General features: G+C 48.0%; 14 protein-coding genes. 6 read left to right on the top strand and 8 right to left on the bottom strand.

The genetic code is table 11. The features are described from left to right. The first annotated feature begins 22 nt into the window (after nucleotides 1–22). The 3 genes from IE163_RS04455 to IE163_RS04445 are packed head-to-tail and all read left to right on the top strand — an operon-like array spanning nucleotide 23 to nucleotide 3,200. On the top strand, nucleotides 23–1,141 hold the full coding sequence (locus tag IE163_RS04455) for a type 1 glutamine amidotransferase domain-containing protein (protein WP_189430659.1): 1,119 nt from the start codon (nucleotides 23–25) through the stop codon (nucleotides 1,139–1,141). Between the two features lie 38 nt (nucleotides 1,142–1,179). Continuing rightward, entirely contained in the window at nucleotides 1,180–1,887 is a 708-nt protein-coding gene (locus IE163_RS04450; protein WP_189430657.1) for a response regulator transcription factor, read from the top strand. Next, nucleotides 1,884–3,200 carry a sensor histidine kinase gene (locus IE163_RS04445; RefSeq protein WP_229833428.1) on the top strand — a complete coding sequence of 439 codons (1,317 nt, stop codon included), beginning with the start codon at nucleotides 1,884–1,886 and terminating at the stop codon, nucleotides 3,198–3,200. The genes IE163_RS04450 and IE163_RS04445 overlap by 4 nt, the downstream gene beginning before the upstream one ends. Here the strand turns inward: IE163_RS04445 and IE163_RS04440 are convergent. The 3 genes from IE163_RS04440 to rsgA all read right to left on the bottom strand — a co-directional run bounded on the left by IE163_RS04440 (nucleotide 3,186) and on the right by rsgA (nucleotide 5,505). Further along, nucleotides 3,186–3,365, bottom strand: coding sequence for a hypothetical protein (locus IE163_RS04440; RefSeq protein ID WP_189430655.1), 180 nt, complete (start codon nucleotides 3,363–3,365; stop codon nucleotides 3,186–3,188). The genes IE163_RS04445 and IE163_RS04440 overlap by 15 nt on opposite strands. Before the next feature lie 234 nt (nucleotides 3,366–3,599). Further along, nucleotides 3,600–4,247 carry a hypothetical protein gene (locus tag IE163_RS04435; RefSeq protein WP_189430652.1) on the bottom strand — a complete coding sequence of 216 codons (648 nt, stop codon included), beginning with the start codon at nucleotides 4,245–4,247 and terminating at the stop codon, nucleotides 3,600–3,602. A gap of 217 nt (nucleotides 4,248–4,464) precedes the next feature. Then, nucleotides 4,465–5,505 carry a ribosome small subunit-dependent GTPase A gene (gene rsgA, locus IE163_RS04430; RefSeq protein ID WP_189430650.1) on the bottom strand — a complete coding sequence of 347 codons (1,041 nt, stop codon included), beginning with the start codon at nucleotides 5,503–5,505 and terminating at the stop codon, nucleotides 4,465–4,467. A 430-nt stretch (nucleotides 5,506–5,935) separates the two neighbouring features. Between rsgA and IE163_RS04425 the strand changes: the two genes are divergently transcribed. Then, on the top strand, nucleotides 5,936–6,154 hold the full coding sequence (locus tag IE163_RS04425; protein ID WP_189430648.1) for a DUF6500 family protein: 219 nt from the start codon (nucleotides 5,936–5,938) through the stop codon (nucleotides 6,152–6,154). On the opposite strand, the gene soxR is transcribed toward IE163_RS04425, so the two are convergent. Then, nucleotides 6,151–6,612 (bottom strand): redox-sensitive transcriptional activator SoxR, encoded by a 462-nt coding sequence (gene soxR, locus IE163_RS04420; RefSeq protein ID WP_189430645.1) that lies wholly within the window; start codon nucleotides 6,610–6,612, stop codon nucleotides 6,151–6,153. The two genes, IE163_RS04425 and soxR, sit on opposite strands and share 4 nt — an antisense overlap. Nucleotides 6,613–6,713: 101 nt before the next feature. Between soxR and IE163_RS04415 the strand changes: the two genes are divergently transcribed. Continuing rightward, nucleotides 6,714–7,154: a VOC family protein gene (locus IE163_RS04415; protein ID WP_189430643.1), complete on the top strand. Its 441-nt coding sequence runs from the start codon at nucleotides 6,714–6,716 to the stop codon at nucleotides 7,152–7,154. 128 nt (nucleotides 7,155–7,282) lie between these two features. Here the strand turns inward: IE163_RS04415 and IE163_RS04410 are convergent, their stop codons facing one another. Together IE163_RS04410 and IE163_RS04405 are read right to left on the bottom strand one after the other, a co-directional pair. Beyond that, a complete protein-coding gene (locus IE163_RS04410; RefSeq protein WP_189430641.1) occupies nucleotides 7,283–9,076 on the bottom strand; it encodes a hypothetical protein in 1,794 nt (597 codons plus the stop codon). A 1-nt stretch (nucleotide 9,077) separates the two neighbouring features. Then, nucleotides 9,078–10,814, bottom strand: coding sequence for an Ig-like domain-containing protein (locus IE163_RS04405; RefSeq protein WP_189430639.1), 1,737 nt, complete (start codon nucleotides 10,812–10,814; stop codon nucleotides 9,078–9,080). A 310-nt stretch (nucleotides 10,815–11,124) separates the two neighbouring features. Here IE163_RS04405 and IE163_RS04400 point away from each other — a divergent pair, with 310 nt between their 5' ends. After that, nucleotides 11,125–13,014: a diguanylate cyclase gene (locus IE163_RS04400; protein ID WP_189430637.1), complete on the top strand. Its 1,890-nt coding sequence runs from the start codon at nucleotides 11,125–11,127 to the stop codon at nucleotides 13,012–13,014. Nucleotides 13,015–13,070: 56 nt separating this feature from the next. Here the strand turns inward: IE163_RS04400 and IE163_RS04395 are convergent, their stop codons facing one another. Next, nucleotides 13,071–14,204 (bottom strand): OmpA family protein, encoded by a 1,134-nt coding sequence (locus IE163_RS04395; RefSeq protein ID WP_189430636.1) that lies wholly within the window; start codon nucleotides 14,202–14,204, stop codon nucleotides 13,071–13,073. A gap of 29 nt (nucleotides 14,205–14,233) precedes the next feature. Further along, the coding region (locus IE163_RS17735) for an ice-binding family protein (protein WP_229833427.1) at nucleotides 14,234–15,859 on the bottom strand (1,626 nt) is incomplete at its 5' end.

Raw genomic sequence — 15,859 nt, 5'->3', positions numbered from 1 at the left:
AATAACTTAAGGATATCCAATAATGAATGCTTTGAAATGTGCGCTAGTGTTATTGATTATGCTGTTAAATATGCTCTGGTCGGGTATTGTTGCGGCGCAACCGCAAACGGCTCCCAGGGTGTTACTGGTGCTAAGTGGCTACGGTCAACCGGAACAACAGGCACCAGGCTATGAATTTGATGAATTTGCCAAAGCCTATTTGGTGCTCAATGCCCATGGTATTGCCGTGGATGTCGCCAGCCCGCAGGGCGGCAAAGTGGAGGCCGATCAATTCGATCCTGATACACCTTTTAATCAGCAAGTGCTAAATGATCCTGGCATTAGCGCCCAATTAGCTAATACCTTGGCCATCGCCGATCTTAAACCAGAATCTTATCAGGGTATTTATATTATCGGCGGTAAAGGAGCCATGTTTGATTTACCCAAAGATCTGGCGTTGCAGCAATTGATTGCGGCTATTTATCAGCAAGATGGCGTTGTGGCGGCGGTGTGCCATGGGCCAGCGGCGTTGGTAAATGTGCAGCTTGCCGATGGTAGCTATTTAGTTGCCGGTAAGGCGGTGAACGGCTTTACCAATCAGGAAGAGCGTTTGTTTGGTAAAAAATGGCTGTCTAAGTTTGAGTTTATGCTGGAAGACAAACTGATTGAGCGGGGCGGTCGCTTTCAAGCCAGCCCGATGATGCTAAGCCATGTTGTGGCAGATCAGCGCCTTATTACCGGACAGAATCCGGCGTCAACGGTACCGGTAACGATGGCACTGGTGGCCGCGTTAGGGGTTACACCGGTCGCTTTGCCAGCATACAAAGATGATTTGACCTTAGCCCAGGTTGCCGCATTTTTAGCCGGAGATACACAAGCACTGCCAAGTATGTCGGCTGCGCCTGAGCAATATCAGCTTGAATTAGCGGGGGCATATGGGTTTTACTACCTGCAAGCGGCCAATACTGATTTGGCAAGGCAGCAGGCGTTGGCACTGATGCAGCTAGGGCAAAGTACCATCAATCATGCGTCCTTGGATCTGGCAATTGCCAAAACACAACTGCAACTGGGCGATAAAACCTCAGCCAAAGCAACGCTGGCAGAGATCGTGCGTAAAGATCCTAATGCAACCGCCGCACAAGATCTTTTAAACACCTTATAAGCCTATAATCACTGACAGGCAGAGGATGGCAGATAGACATGGGTAGTAATAAGGCAGAACAAGCTGGATTGCAGGTATTGCTGATTGAAGATCAGCTGAGCATTGCCAAAAATATTGCCAGCTACATGGAGCAAAAAGGCCATCAGTTTGATTTTGCCAGCACTGGCCACCACGGCTTGGCTTTGGCGCTAGCGCATTATTACGATGTGATCATTCTGGATTTAAACCTGCCGGGCCTGGATGGCCTGCAGGTTTGCCAGCAACTTAGGCAACAGGCTGAGCGGCATATTCCTATCTTAATGCTAACTGCCCGCGACAGTATTGCCGATAAAGTCTCTGGTTTTCAGCACGGTACAGACGATTACCTGACCAAGCCGTTTTCCTTGCAAGAGCTGGAAGTGCGCTGTTTAGCCCTGTCGCGCCGACATCTGTTGCAATCTAAAGACACTATTGAACTCGGCCCGCTGTTGCTGGATAAAAAGCGCCAGCAAGTTTGCCGCGATGGCATGCCACTGGAACTCAGTAGCATGGGCTACAAAATTTTATTGGTGCTGGCGGAGGCCTATCCACAAGTAGTTAGCCGCAGCACCTTAAGTCATAAGTTGTGGCGCGATGAGCCGACAGAGTCGGATGCGCTGCGCTCGCATATTTATCAATTGCGCACTGTGTTGGATAAGCCTTTTGCCTATCCGCTGCTTAAAACTGTGTTTGGTGTTGGTTTTACCCTGGAGATCCCGCCACAGTGAGCGTTAATAAGCCATCTATCGTTACCCACAGTTTAAGCCGGCGTATTGTCTGGCAGTTTTGTCTTTTTACGCTGTTGCTCTCGGCAGTGTACGGCCTGATTGTATTGACGCTGATGTATACGCTGGAAGACAGTTTTATTGAGCAGCAACTTGAGCAAGAAGCGGAATACTTGCGCGCGCATTACCAGCAAAATGCTGCCTGGCCGGCACCAAGACGCAGCACTATGCAATTGTATTTTTCCCGCGACACCTTGCCAGAGGAGCTACGTTCCCGGGCACTGGCTGAGCCAGAGCGCAAAGAGTTTTTTGGTCAGCAAGGGCGGCATTATCATCTGCATCCGGTGCTGGCACAGCCGCAAGTCTGGTTATTGGCAGAAGTGAGCAACGAATTGTTGGTTAGGCCCATTCGCGACGGGGTATTGCAATTTTTACTGATTAGCGGGCTTATCGTTAGCGGCATTGCCTGTCTGCTTGCCTGGCTGGTTAGCCGCCGCACCACACGCCCGCTAAAACAACTGGCCGCTCTGGTCGATGGCGTGGCACCTGAGCGTTTGCCTGAGCACTTTGTCAAGCAATTTCCCAACCACGAAGTCGGCATTTTGGCGCGCACGTTGGAGCACACACTGTACCGTATTGCACAGGCTTTGCAACGCGAGAAAAACTTTACCCGGGATGTGAGCCATGAGCTGCGTACACCGCTGGCGGTGATTAAAAACACGGTAGAGCTGTGGCGCAGTCAACAAGATCAAGCGAGTCAAACACGTAACGACGATCCCGCTACAGCAGACGTTATGGCGCGAATAGTGGAAGCGGCTGAGCAAATGGAAAAAACCGTGCAAACCTTGTTAATTCTGGCGAGGGAAGAGCATAGCCCAAATGCTGACAGCCACCAGAACCAGCCAGGCACCGCCTTAATGCCGGTGTTGGAGCAGGCTATTTTAGACAACCGGCTGCTGTTACAGGGCAAAACTGTTGAGGTGACACTCTGTGATAGCTGTCGGGTGCAGGTCCGTGCTAATCCGGATCTCCTCAAAGTGTTGCTGGATAATCTCTTGAGTAATGCGTTTCACTACACGCAAGCAGGCGAAGTAAAGATTGCTTTTAGCAACGGCACCTTGCAAATTTCTGATACCGGGCCAGGCATTGAACCTGCAGTATTAACTGCGCTCGCGACCCCCGGGGTGAAAGGCCGGCAGAGCACCGGCTTTGGTTTTGGGCTGTCGCTTGTCAAGCGGCTGTGTGAACATCAAGGTTGGCAATTGACCGTGCATAGCGAGCAAGGCACTCAGATTAACGTGCTATTCCTGCCCTGACACGGCGCCAGCTTGAGTTGCCGGGCCGATATAACGAAAGTCAGAAAAGACGTCGCTGGAGACTTCATCTATTTGGCTGACAAAGGCAAAGCTGCCTTGCAGGAGCATTTCCTGCTGCCGTTGCAGGATCGCATGTTCACGTTGTATATACCCAAGTGACTTCAAGATGCGAGTTTCAGAGCCTTTGGGCGCTTTCAATGCAAGGCACACTGGCGACGCAATGTCGACCACCTTGCTAGCCAGGGTAACGCCGCAGTGGAAGCGCCCAGAGGCTCCCGCAGGGCTGGGCTAAAAGCGCTTTATGCTGCGTTAGCTGTTCTCGCTTTGGAACCACCAAAGCGTCCAACAGCGGCCTTGCCTAAAGCGCTTTTATCTCCAGCTGAAATCCGTATCTTGAAGTCACTTGGGTATAAAGTCCAATTTAAGTTGGAAGCGCTGAATTTTGCTGCCCAACATCACAGAAAAAGGTCCAGTGTTGCTGATTTCAATACGGTCGATAAAATGACCGGCTTTGTTAAAGCGCAGCTGCCCTTGCAATTGGTTACTGGCGGCAGCACCCAGCTTATCAATATAAACCGCAAAGCTGCCATACCAGTTTGTGGCATCTTCACTGACAAATTGCACACTGTCGAGCTGGATCACGCGGCTGAGTTTTAACGTCAGATTAAAGGCTTTACCTTGTGCGCTGTGTTTTTGTTTATTGGTCAGGTAGCGACGCTGTTGCTGTGCAGTGGGCGTTTGGCCGTTGCTAAGCCGCAGCTGCCATTGCTGTGCGGGTGGCACGGTGGGATCAAAGCACTCCGTGCTACTGCTGACCTGACCTTCTTCGTTTTCGGCACTGGCAAGACAAAACGCCCATTCCTGCAACGCCGTTTGCTCAAATTTGGCAATCGCCTCTCGGGTGAGTGTTTGCCAATATATCGCGGTTGCCGGGCTTTCTTGCTGCACGGCTAAAGCGGGCGGTGACCAAAGTTGCAAGGGTAGGGCGATACCAATATTTAGCACCATACCAACACTTAAAAATGGCCCCAGCGTATTTTTCTTCATCTTTATGCCTTTTTATAAAACCACAGAGGCAGTGACATTAAACCTAAGGCCGTGAAAACGACGTGAAATGTAATAGCTAGCGTCATATCACCAAGCGCGAATAGCGTCTTCTGTGAGGTCCTGCTTTATATTGTTTTGACGTGAGGTGCTAAACGCTGAATAGGCAGCAACACCGGTTCGACAAACAAACCGGCGTTGCTGTTAGGTGACTAAACCGCTACTCAGCGTACTTTTTCGCTTTAAGTGACGTTACCGATTTAACTAACTTACTAAATTGCCGCTCTTTTTCACGCCGCTGCTGCAAAGATGCCGCGTTGCGTGCTTGTTCAGCATGCAGTTTTTGGTAGTTGGTTAAGCGCCTTGCATCTAATTCCCCTTGCACAATCGCTTGTTGCACTGCACATCCCGGTTCTGCGGTATGCTGGCAGTTGTTAAAGCGGCACGCTCTGGCCAGGGCGTCAATGTCGGCAAAGGTACGGCGAATACCTGCATCGCAGTTTGTCAGTTGCAGTTCACGCATACCGGGCGTATCAATTAGCACCGCGCCGGTGGCAGTAAAGTGCATCGAACGGGCGGTGGTGGTATGCCGGCCTTTGCTATCATCACCGCGGATAGCCGCTGTTTTTTGTGCCGTATTACCGGTCAGGGTATTGACCAGAGTTGATTTACCCACCCCAGACGAACCTACTACCGCCAGCGTATTACCAACCCGGCACCAGTGCTGTAATTTGCTACTACAACTGCTGTCGAGGGCATTCACAACCTCGACCAGCAGCATAGGGTCAAGCTTAGTAACCTGCTGGAGATAGGCATCAACATCAGCGCAAAGATCTGCCTTGGTCAGCACCAATAATGGCTCGGCACCGGCTTCATGCGCCAGAGCCAGATAACGCTCGATGCGACTTAAGTTAAAGTCGTGATTTAACGAGCAAACGATAAGCAGCGTATCAACATTGGCGGCAATCAGCTGTTCGCCAACCTGACTACCGGCGGCTTTACGTTTAAATAGCGACTTGCGTGTTAATAAGCGGATAAAGCCGCCGGCTTGATCCAAGAGCAGCCAATCACCAATAGTGATATCGGGTAAGGTTGCGCTGGCGGTTAAATGGCATGGCCCCTGCTGCGTCATCAACTGATAACCACTACGATGATGCGCTGTGACGCGGGCGATAAGCGCCTGTTCAAATTCCGACAAAGTAAGTTGTTGTTGAAAAAAGGCTTGCCAGCCCAGTTGTGGTAAAGTTAAGGCTAAGTTCATTGCATTTCCTTCTGCGCGCAATTATGCACTGCACACACAGTAAAAATGGTGAGGAACTCTGGAAAAGTTAAGGTAACCCTAGAGGGTTTTCAGAGATCCCGGTCAGCAAACACCGGGCTAAGGCTGGTTAAATTAAAAAGCTAAACGTTTAACTTACGCCGCAGCCTTCGCCGGGTGGGTAATTACTGCAATCATCAAAGTCTCCTTCTTAATTTAGAACACGATAAATTATAGCAGCGGTGTACTGAAATAGCTATTTGGCTGTGTGTGCTATGTAGGCTTTTTTCTCTCGTTGAGTAAGGGGGCTTTTTGGCATGAAAACCTGCTTGACTAGCTCCTAAAGTATCGAAAAATAGTCTGCATAGTAATACTGAGCAAGGATCGCATATACTCCGGTGAACCTAACTTGTATTTCAGGAATTACCACCCGATGCGTGCTGCGTTAAGACAAAAAATTATTGCTGTTTGTGACAAGAAGATCCTTGCTAAAGGCGACACAGTGGGCGTGTCGTTTTACGCTTTTTTTGCCAATAAAAATGACGACCCAGCGCTATTAATGGAAGCGGCAACCTGGTGGATCCAAACCCACCAGCTGGATCATTTTGAAAAAGCGCTGAAGATAAAGCAGCTGGTTGCAGGAGGGCTTTAGTCTATCTGCTCCAAAATCACTGGCCCTGTGCCTTGCGCCCCCAGTTTATCTTCCGGGTTATAGAGCGGGCATTTTGTCATGCTCAGGCAGCCGCAGCCAATACAACCTGTCATGTAATCGCGCAGTTTTTGTAAATAAGCAATGCGCGCATCCAGCAGTTGTTGCCAGTTGCTTGACAGTAGCTGCCAGTCCTCCATAGTAGGCGTGCGGCTATCGGGCAGCGACAAAAACGCCTGCTTTACCTCTTCCAGACTAATGCCGACTTTTTGCGCGGCTTTGATGACCGAAATCCGCCGCAGCACCTCTGGCTTGTAACGGCGCTGGTTACCGTCGTTGCGCCAGCTTTTAATCAGGCCTTTTTGCTCGTAGAAATGCAATGTACTTACCTTCACGCCACAGCGCTTTGCTACGCGCCCGACACTCCAGGTGGCTTCTGTCGTCTTGCTGCTCTCGGTCATATCTGCTCCGGTATTTTTTTCTGAAAGCCGAAAAAAGTACTTTACCTCAACTTAGGTTAAGGTTTTAACCTGTCGGACAACTTAATGCAAGGAGACAACTTATGTATTTAGAACACGTTAATCTGGTGGTAGCGGATATCGACGCCATGCTGCACTTTTACCGCGCGGCCTTTCCGCACTGGCATATCCGCGACGAGGGCTTGGGCGAATGGTATGGCAAGCCGCGTAAATGGCTGCACTTTGGTGACGATTATCATTACTTAGCGCTAAGCGACCATGGCGAAGGCCAAAACCGCGAGTTGGCGGGGCATAGCGTTGGTCTGGCCCATTTTGCCTATGTGACTAACAACTTGGATGCCGTTATCGCCAGGCTGAATAGCGCCGGTTTCGCCATTGCTAAGCCCGGTGCCGACGACCCCTATCGTAAAAACGTCTACTTTGTTGACCCAGCCGGGTTTGAAGTGGAGTTTGTTGAGTATTTAAGTGATATACCGGCTGAGCGCAACTTAAACCTGGACAAGGCCCGCAAGCCGGTACTATGAAAATTCTTGCTTCAAGAAAGATGACCATGATCTGGATGAGGTTGCTAGGGATAGCAGTAATAAAAGAGGGTTAAGTGATCAAAGTCGTAGTGGCATTTCACTTAACCTGGCATTTCTTGGTTTGCTACTTAGGGCCATTCCAGTTGATAGAGCTTTACCCCTTGCTCTTCAAAACGGACGAGCAAGAGTGCATCGCTGCCTGGCTGAAAAAAGATCTTGGTCATAGCAGCGAAGATTTGAGGTTGGTCGCTCCAGCCATAACTATCAATCAATTGCAAAGTGTCCGCATTGTAACGTGTGATTATCCAGCTACAGTAGGATTTAATAGGGTTACATCTTGGACTTTCTTTTGGCGTAAGCACCACTACCAATTGGTTCTGATGGTTTTTGGTCATAGCATGGATTGCATGTGAATCTGGCACGACAAGCTTTTGATCTGGAGTCGTTATTTCTGTTTGCGCAATAGGCAAATTATAGCTTTCGCCGCAGCGGTTCAGGAGTTTTCGATTAACGACATGCACGTTAATCCAACAATCTTGCCGACTATTGGTTAGTAAGGTTGAGATGATTTCTTTGGGGTGTTCATCTTGTAAGGACCATTGATTAATAACAGTTTGTTCGCCCAATAGGAAATTATAAAGTTGCGCGGTTTCGTTATCAAAAAGATGCTGATGGCTTAAATAAAAGCCACCATAGTCAAAGGTTGCTGTTGCTATGTTATAGCGATAGGGTGTGGTGTCGTCGTTACTATGGGTGTAAAGCGCACCTGCAAACACCGCCATCGGGTTCCAGGGGCGGTGCATATAATCGAAGCTGCTTTTTTGGCTAAGTTTATCCTGCTCCCAGCGATAAAGATGATGTCGATAGACATAGCCTTGTTCAGTAAAGTTGGCTGAATAGGCAACATAATAGCCTTCACCTAATACCGCGTTATACGTATCTCCCTCTATTTGAAATTGGCTCTGGCTTGCAGTTTTAATACTATAGGCTTTTTGCTCATGCTCTGCAGAGCCTTGCATTACGCCAAATAATGTTTGTGTCTCGGGTAAATAATGTATATCGCCATTTATATAGAAGTCTGCTGGGAGCAGCTGTGCAGCTAAAGTGATTTCTGGATAGGTCTGATAAGGTTCGCCGAGTTGATCATAGTGTATCGTTAGTTGAGGCTGTCCATTTTTTACCGGATAGCGGCAGGCGCTGTCGTAACAAAAACGCAGGGCCAACTGACCGGTATGGCGGCGGTTTGCCAGGTTGTCCTGATGGTTAAAACGCAAGGTTAAGCGATAATCGGTAGTGCTGTCTGCTACGCGTCTCAATGTAGCTGACTGTAACAACTCAGGATCAAAATACGTAACCTCATTAAAAAGAGCATCTTGCGTACTATTGTTAATACGGATTATCTCAGAGATTTCTAGCCAATTCGGGTTGTCTGCTTGAGCAGAGGTATAAGTCAACAGTTCCGGTAACTCCGCAACCTCCGCTGGTTCAAAGATAATATTAATGGTAAATGGCGCTGGTGTACCTTGTAATACCACTGCGCAATTTTGTACGCATGCAGTAATAGTGCCACTTAAGGTAATAGTAGTTGGCTCGTTTAAATTAACGAATGGATAGCCATGTTTGTTATACACGCTGGCATAAACAACACCATTGTCTGCACTAATTTCAACACTATCCAAAATAGTATGATTAATGTTGATGCTAAAAGAGAGAGCTGGGTCAACACCAAAAACATGGTTAGTGGTGCCGATAGCCTGACGCAAAGATCCGATGCGATACATATCGCCTTTAATGTTTACTTGGTTAGTATTTAAGGTAACGTGTAGTGTTTTGCCTTTACTGCCGCTATTGCTGTCACTGTCGGAGCCTGAACAGCCCCCTAACAGCAGGCACAGTAGCAATAATTGAAAATAAAGTTTCATATTAAATGCGCCTTAACTGAGTAAAGGATGACTGACGAATAGTTAATAGCAGTGCGAGCATGGCAATAAAGGAAAAGCTTAGGCTGCCGCCAGATTTTTTCTCTTCTGTTTTTGCTGCGGTTTTTACTTCACCAGAGAGCTGCACTGTAGCCGATAAACCTGCAGGATCCGTGGCGGATACCGAAAAACTGTAGCGGCCTGACTGAGTTGGCGTAATCAGAATAAGATTATCAAAGCGGGTAAAACCAGCTGGTAAAGTAGATTGCGTAAAAACTAGCGGATCTAAATCTGGATCGTTAAATAGCTCGAAAAGGGTTAACTGATAGGTTTGCCCCATTTCTATTAAAGGGAGCTGAATAGCTGGGGCAAGCGCAATAGGTGCAGCATTAATGTTGGTGATTGACAAAGGTATATTGTAATACGCTGTCCATAACCCCTCGGTAGCAGAGAATTGCAATAAGCCTTTGGGGTTTTGTCTGGCAAGTTCTTTTGAGGTATCAATTTTAAAAATAGTAGCGCTTAACGGTATTAAAATATTGGTGCTCACTGTTGAAGAATCGCTCTCCCACAGCACAGCGAATTCAATATCGGATGTTTCAATGCCCTCAAAAATGTCCGCCTGGTTTAGTCGATAATCGTCACTCACGAACAGTGATATCGCTTCTGGAATTTCTTTTATGGTATGCGTTGGTAATGCCATTTCATAAATTCTAATACTGCTATCCGTCGCCATAACGAATTTGTTACCTTCCAGCATCGTTAACAGCTCGCCTGGTGGCACAGCTTCCCAGGGGCCATAGTATTCAAACTTCAAACTAACATGTTGTTCTGGCTGCCAACTGTAAACAACCAGTTGGGTGAGTGCTTTACAGAGCGCTTTATCACGCTGATAAAAAATACAGCTTTGTGAGTTAAAGTTGCTGTTAAAGCGGCTTAACTGCAAGGCTTTTGGCCAGACATCCTGTTCAAGGTCTAACTCATATTTTTGTTCGGTGATAGTACCGTTGCCTACAATAGACTCAGTCATCTGCACGCGGGTTGCTCCCGGCCAAGTCCCTGTAGTGGATACATTCGGATAATTAGCTAACAATGTTAAGGCGGTATCCGGGCGATATACTTTAAGCGAATGTTGTTCATTTAATAGCAAATACTTACCTGCCGTAAATAATTCACCCGCAGAAATTAAATGAAAGGTACAGTTATCGTTTTGTAAGAGGCTGGCGTTTTGACACAGCATCAATAATTGGTTTGTGCCTGTTCTGGTGGGTAAAACGCCTGCTAGGGTGTCTAGCTCAGTAAGATACAGCCATCGATTAACGCTGTTGTAATTAAAACCTAATTCAGTATGGGCCGGTATTTTTACATAGTTGGCACTTCCGTCCGCTTTGTAGTGAGCAACATGGACAAAGCGGGGGCTTTCTTCGCCAATTTCTTCGGAAATCCCGGCTATCCACCAATTGCTCGCATTGGCGGAAAAAAAGACCGGATTAATTGCTTCTGTGCCAAAAACAGCACTAAATTGCAGCCAGCTTTGCGGAGTTTGAGTATTGGCGTTAAGGCGCCATATTTCCGTGTCTTTTTGACCGGTAGACTTTATCACAAAAGAATCTTTGGTTAGCGTTAACACCACTTGTTCAGAAAAGGGTGGTGTGAGCTCTTGTAAAAGGATGATATTGGCTTTAACAGGAAAAAAAGTTAAGGATAAGCAAAACAACAAAGATTGCAGAGCATGGCGCATAGCATCCTTTCCATAAAAAATTAACAATGCACGGTTAAACATACTAATGTTAAAAAAATTTAAAAACAATCACATGGCAGACTGTTTTTTAACGAAGTAATGCTTTTATCCAAACTAAACTTTTACCGGCATTTAGCCAAGTTGGTACTATTATCTGCTGCGTTGCATTTAAGTCGCGTCGACCTTTACGCTCCTGGGGTTGTGTTACCCTAGCAGCGACTAGCTAAGAAATTAGTGATTAGCCATTGAACTCCTAAGCAAAGGGTCGTAATCTAAAGTCAACTATTAAAAGCAAGTTTAAAACCGCCCTATGGCCGAACGCCGCCGCTTTGCACGTCGCTTAACGACACGTTTACTAATCACTATTTTAGTTTTTTCTACGGTTGCTGTTTTGGCTATCACCGGTTTTGGTTTTTATCATGCCTATTCTACGGATTATCAAAGCCGGATTGCCGATCTTAAACAGCAAAGTCAGGCTCGGGTAGAGCGTGAGCAGGCGCCTTTTTTACAAGCGCAAAACAATACTCAGCTACTAGCAGAGGCCTTTTTGCGTGACTATCAGCGTTTTCGCGATGATCCCAAGATTATTGCCCAGTTTGATCAGTGGTTTGTGCCCTCTGATGGCATTCTTCGCATGCACCCTTCCTTCGCTGAAGGGCGCTATATAGCTCAGCGTTATTATAAGGGGCTAACCGGCTTTCTTGGCCACTATGAGCTGCCGTATAACGATGAGCTAAAAGCACGCGTGGTGCTGGCCAGTGAAACGCTGGCTGCGTTTGCTCCTGCTTGGCAAAACGATTTTGCCAATACCCACATCAGCATGCCGGAAAATATACTGCTGCATTATGCTCCTGCTAAACCCTGGGGGCTGCTGGCCGACAGTAAGCTGGATATTCGGCGTGGGGCCGTTGTTGCGGCAACGCTGCAGGCCAATAACCCAGCGCGTGTCGCCGCCTGGACAGGCCTTTACTATGATCTTTCTGCCAAATACTGGGCGGTGACCTATCAGCATCCTGTGGATTTTAATGGCCAACACCTGATAACACCTAGTCACGATTTGTATTTAAGCCAAATTATTGAGCGCTTGATTACGCCCTTTAAAAACCTGAGCTCACATTTTATTTTTAACCCGCACGGCCAGTTGATTGCCAGCCCCAATCAATTACCAGAAGAAACGCAATTTTCCGGTGTGTTGCATGTCGATCGCTTGCTAAACCCGTGGTATGCCGAATTATTTAGCCTTATAGAAAATACGCCACCTAGCCTCAAAAACCCAGTAATGATTATGCCTGAGGACGATGAATATATTTATATCATTACCCTTATGCCTGGGCCGGATTGGTATTACGTTACCCGTTATCCAGCAGCGCAGATCCGCTGGGCCGCAATTACCAGTGCCATAGCACAGGCTTTACAGAGCTTAATCTTGCTGCTGTTTATTATGGGGATTGTATTTTGGTTTATTCGTCGGCAGGTGGCTTTGCCGTTACGCCGCTTGGTGAATGTGGCCGATATGATTGCTGAAGGTAAATTTCAAGAGGCTTCGCGCGCCACCATAGCCGATAGTCATGCGCGCAGTGAAATCGGGTTGCTTAATCGCACCATGCACGATATGGCAAAGCGTATTGAAGATCACCAGCAAGATCTGATTGAGCAGATTGAAAAACGCACGGCTGAACTCGCCAAAGCAAACGTGGCATTGGAACGGTTGGCGCATGTCGATGGCCTTACCGGTGCCATGAATCGGCGGGCGTTCGACCGGGATCTGCAAAACGCTATTGCACAAGCCAACAAAGGGGCTGCGAAACTGGAGCTGATTCTGCTTGATGTCGATTTCTTTAAATTATACAACGACAACCAAGGTCACCTGGCGGGTGATCATGTACTTAAGCAAATTGTCGCTACGCTGCAGGGTGTTACGGATGCCGGCATCTATCGCTACGGCGGTGAAGAAATTGCCGTGTTATGCAACGCTGTTGGCAACAATGATAGCTGTGCCGGGCTGGCTGAGCGCCTGCGCAGTAGCATTCAGGCTCTGGCGATACCACATCCAGATTCGTCTTTTGCGGTGGTTACCGTCAGTGTCGGCGTTGCTTATCATCGTTACGGCAAAGATAGTAACGCGCTGATCCTCGAAGCCGATAAAGCACTGTACGTTGCTAAAAATAAAGGGCGTAATTGTGTGCATCTAAACAGCTGATAAGTAACCTTCGGGGTAAACTCCCGAAGGTTAGTAGCAGCTTTTAACGTTAATAATTATTCAACGATAATCTCAAACAAACCGCGCATATTGGCTTTGGCAGCATCTGAGCGTAATACTGAAGGTTTTGCTTCGTATTGAGCCGGATTACGTTCTCCAAACCCTATGGTTTTAAAGCGGTTGGCATTTATGCCTTCGCTTACCAAAAAGGTTTTAATTGATTCCGCCCGCCGTTCACTTAATGCCTGATTATAAGCCTCAGAGCCACTGGCGGAGGTGTAACCGGCAATACGTATCCGTGCTTGTGGGTTTGCTTTAAGCGTGGCGACATGTCGGCGTAAAATAACTTTAGTGTTGGCATTTAATTCCGCGGTATCAAAATTAAAATGTACATCTTCCAACACCAACACTGCAGGCTCTGTTGTTACAAGGGCAGGTGGTATTGCCGGTGCTGGCTGTCTGGTAGTGGGGGCCGGATCGGGGGCGGCTGTGGGTACATAGTGCGTCTTTGACCCACCAAAACGATACACTAGTCCTAAGGAGTAAAGATCCATATCGCCGATGTTACCGATTAAATCATCCATGCGATAGCGCTCCGCTTCTAATCTTAGGACAAAAGCATCAGAAATAGCATACTGTACGCCCAGACCATACTTATGTTTGGTGTAGCTGCTTTGCTGATTATTTGCCGTGGTATTGATTAAACCATTGCTGCTAAAGCGGGTTTTACTTTTATTTTGGGTAACACCCACTCTGGCTAGCACTGACCAGTTTGCAGAAAGCGGTAACCTACCAACTAAATCCAGATTCCAGCCTTTTAACCCGGTGTTGCCGGTATAATCTGATACCGGTGAGGTTGTGGCGTTAAAACCCATATTACCCAAATCAAAGTAGCCACCTTCTAGCGCGAAATACCGGGAAAACGTATAACCGGTATAGAGTTTGTAGCCGAGGTGGCGGGTGTCTTCATTTATCTCATTCACAGCAAAACCGCTATTCTCTAAATTGCGCCAGATACTGTCGCTATCAATATTCGCTGTAGACTGACCAAGATTAGCACCGATAAACCAACCTTGTTCGATGTGATCCGTACCGGTATTCGCCAGGCTGTTGAAGGCCAGCAACATGGGCAAGCAGCTACTGATAACCAGTAACGTGTTGTTGCTTTTTGACATTGTTAAATTCTTCATTTTGTAATCCTTTTGCATGTTGCCAGCCGTTATAACGGCTTGGTAACCATGTTGGCATCCAGCGTGACCTGCTCAGTCACTGAGAACAAACGGCCTGTTACCTCTGCGCCAGTACCCAGATTAATTTGGGGCCAGGCGAAGATGTTACCGGCAAAGCGGGTATTAGTGCCAAGCACGGTAGCGCCTCCGGTACGCCAGTAAACGTTGTCGGCTTTGGCTCCACCAATTAGTTCAACGTTGCCGCCAGGAGCACCAGTGGTAAAGGTACCTGCAATAACAAGAATAAATACCGAATCAGGATCGCCTTGCGCGTCCAGCGTTAGATTGCCTTGCTGAATAATGACATTACCTGCATTGCGATAAACACCGCGGGTTAGTACTAAGTTACCCAGCTCCACAGGAAGTGCCTGCGTAGCTGCGGCCGGGTTAGGATCTGCCGCTAAAAAGGTAGCTGCTACGCCCAGATCGGTGCGTATCTGGTTAATAAAGGCCACCATAGAGGCATAAGGTGCCGGCACCACATAAGGTGGTGTTGTATCATCTGGTGCGAAAGACACGCCATTGCTAAGCTCGGTAAACTGGCTAGCGACAGGGCCAGGGGTGAAACCTGCATAAGCGGTGCGAGCCAAATCCAGAATGGCCATATCACCGTTGCTCAACGCCGAGCCAGTGGTTGTGGTAATAGCCTGGCTGGCTATCATCAGAAAACGTTTTAGCTCGCCCATTGCGGGGGCTTGTGGGTTATTGGGTAAAGCAGCATTAACGGTTAGTAGGGCACTATCTTGCACTGTTCCAAGGGTTGCGGTGATATTCGCAGAGCCTATTGCAAGCGCCGTAGCCTGGCCACTATTGGCTTCATTATTGCTATTTAGTACGGCGACATTGGTATTACTGGAAGTCCAAACCACAGAGCTACTAATCGTCTGTGAGCTGCCATCACTGTAAATACCGGTTGCGATAAAAGCCTGGCTTTCATCAACACGCACTGAGGCATTGGCTGGGCTAACTTCAATAGCCATTAAGCTCGCTTCGGTTACTGTGAGGTTAGTACTGCCTTCAACACCTGCCAAACTGGCTTTGATTAGCGACATACCTGCTGTTAACGCAGTTGCCTGACCGCTATTAGCTTGCTGACTGGCATTCATACTGGCCACGCTGACAGAATCGGAAGTCCAGTTAGCTATCGTTGTCAGATCCGCATTGCTGCCATCAGTATAGCTGCCGATGGCATTAAACTGCTGGGTTAAGCCTGCCACGACAGTGGGGTTGAGCGGCGTAACACTGATATCGGTCAGGCTGGCGGTGGTTACGGTTAAGGTAACGGCATCCGATTGTCCCTGTAGCGTGGCGCTGATCTGTACCTCACCAGCGGCCTGGCCTGTCGCTAAACCACTGCTCGTATTGCCATTCACGTTGAGGGTGGCTACCTGGGTATTGGCTGAAGCCCAGACCACGCTTTGGGTAATGTCTAAGGTTGAACCGTCGGAGTAGACGCCAGTGGCGGTAAACTGTCGGTTTAACCCTGCGACCACCGTCGAGCTGATGGGGGTCACACTGATTGAGCTTAAGATAGCATTGGTCACGGTCAGGTTAGTTTGAGCGCTGACGGTGCCTAAGGTCGCCTGTATTTGCACCGTGCCAGCACTGACGCCGGT

The organism is Alishewanella longhuensis (assembly GCF_014653435.1).
Lineage (GTDB): Bacteria > Pseudomonadota > Gammaproteobacteria > Enterobacterales > Alteromonadaceae > Alishewanella > Alishewanella longhuensis.
This window is presented reverse-complemented; position numbering and strand designations above follow the sequence as displayed.

Bases quoted from the DNA above. Each gene is read 5' to 3' on its own strand.
- IE163_RS04455 (WP_189430659.1), top strand. From the start codon at position 23: ATGAATGCTTTGAAATGTGCGCTAGTGTTATTGATTATGCTGTTAAAT.
- IE163_RS04395 (WP_189430636.1), bottom strand. From the start codon at position 14,204: ATGAAGAATTTAACAATGTCAAAAAGCAACAACACGTTACTGGTTATC.
- IE163_RS04405 (WP_189430639.1), bottom strand. From the start codon at position 10,814: ATGCGCCATGCTCTGCAATCTTTGTTGTTTTGCTTATCCTTAACTTTT.
- rsgA (WP_189430650.1), bottom strand. From the start codon at position 5,505: ATGAACTTAGCCTTAACTTTACCACAACTGGGCTGGCAAGCCTTTTTT.
- IE163_RS04400 (WP_189430637.1), top strand. From the start codon at position 11,125: ATGGCCGAACGCCGCCGCTTTGCACGTCGCTTAACGACACGTTTACTA.
- IE163_RS04425 (WP_189430648.1), top strand. From the start codon at position 5,936: ATGCGTGCTGCGTTAAGACAAAAAATTATTGCTGTTTGTGACAAGAAG.
- IE163_RS04435 (WP_189430652.1), bottom strand. From the start codon at position 4,247: ATGAAGAAAAATACGCTGGGGCCATTTTTAAGTGTTGGTATGGTGCTA.
- IE163_RS04450 (WP_189430657.1), top strand. From the start codon at position 1,180: ATGGGTAGTAATAAGGCAGAACAAGCTGGATTGCAGGTATTGCTGATT.
- soxR (WP_189430645.1), bottom strand. From the start codon at position 6,612: ATGACCGAGAGCAGCAAGACGACAGAAGCCACCTGGAGTGTCGGGCGC.
- IE163_RS04415 (WP_189430643.1), top strand. From the start codon at position 6,714: ATGTATTTAGAACACGTTAATCTGGTGGTAGCGGATATCGACGCCATG.
- IE163_RS04410 (WP_189430641.1), bottom strand. From the start codon at position 9,076: ATGAAACTTTATTTTCAATTATTGCTACTGTGCCTGCTGTTAGGGGGC.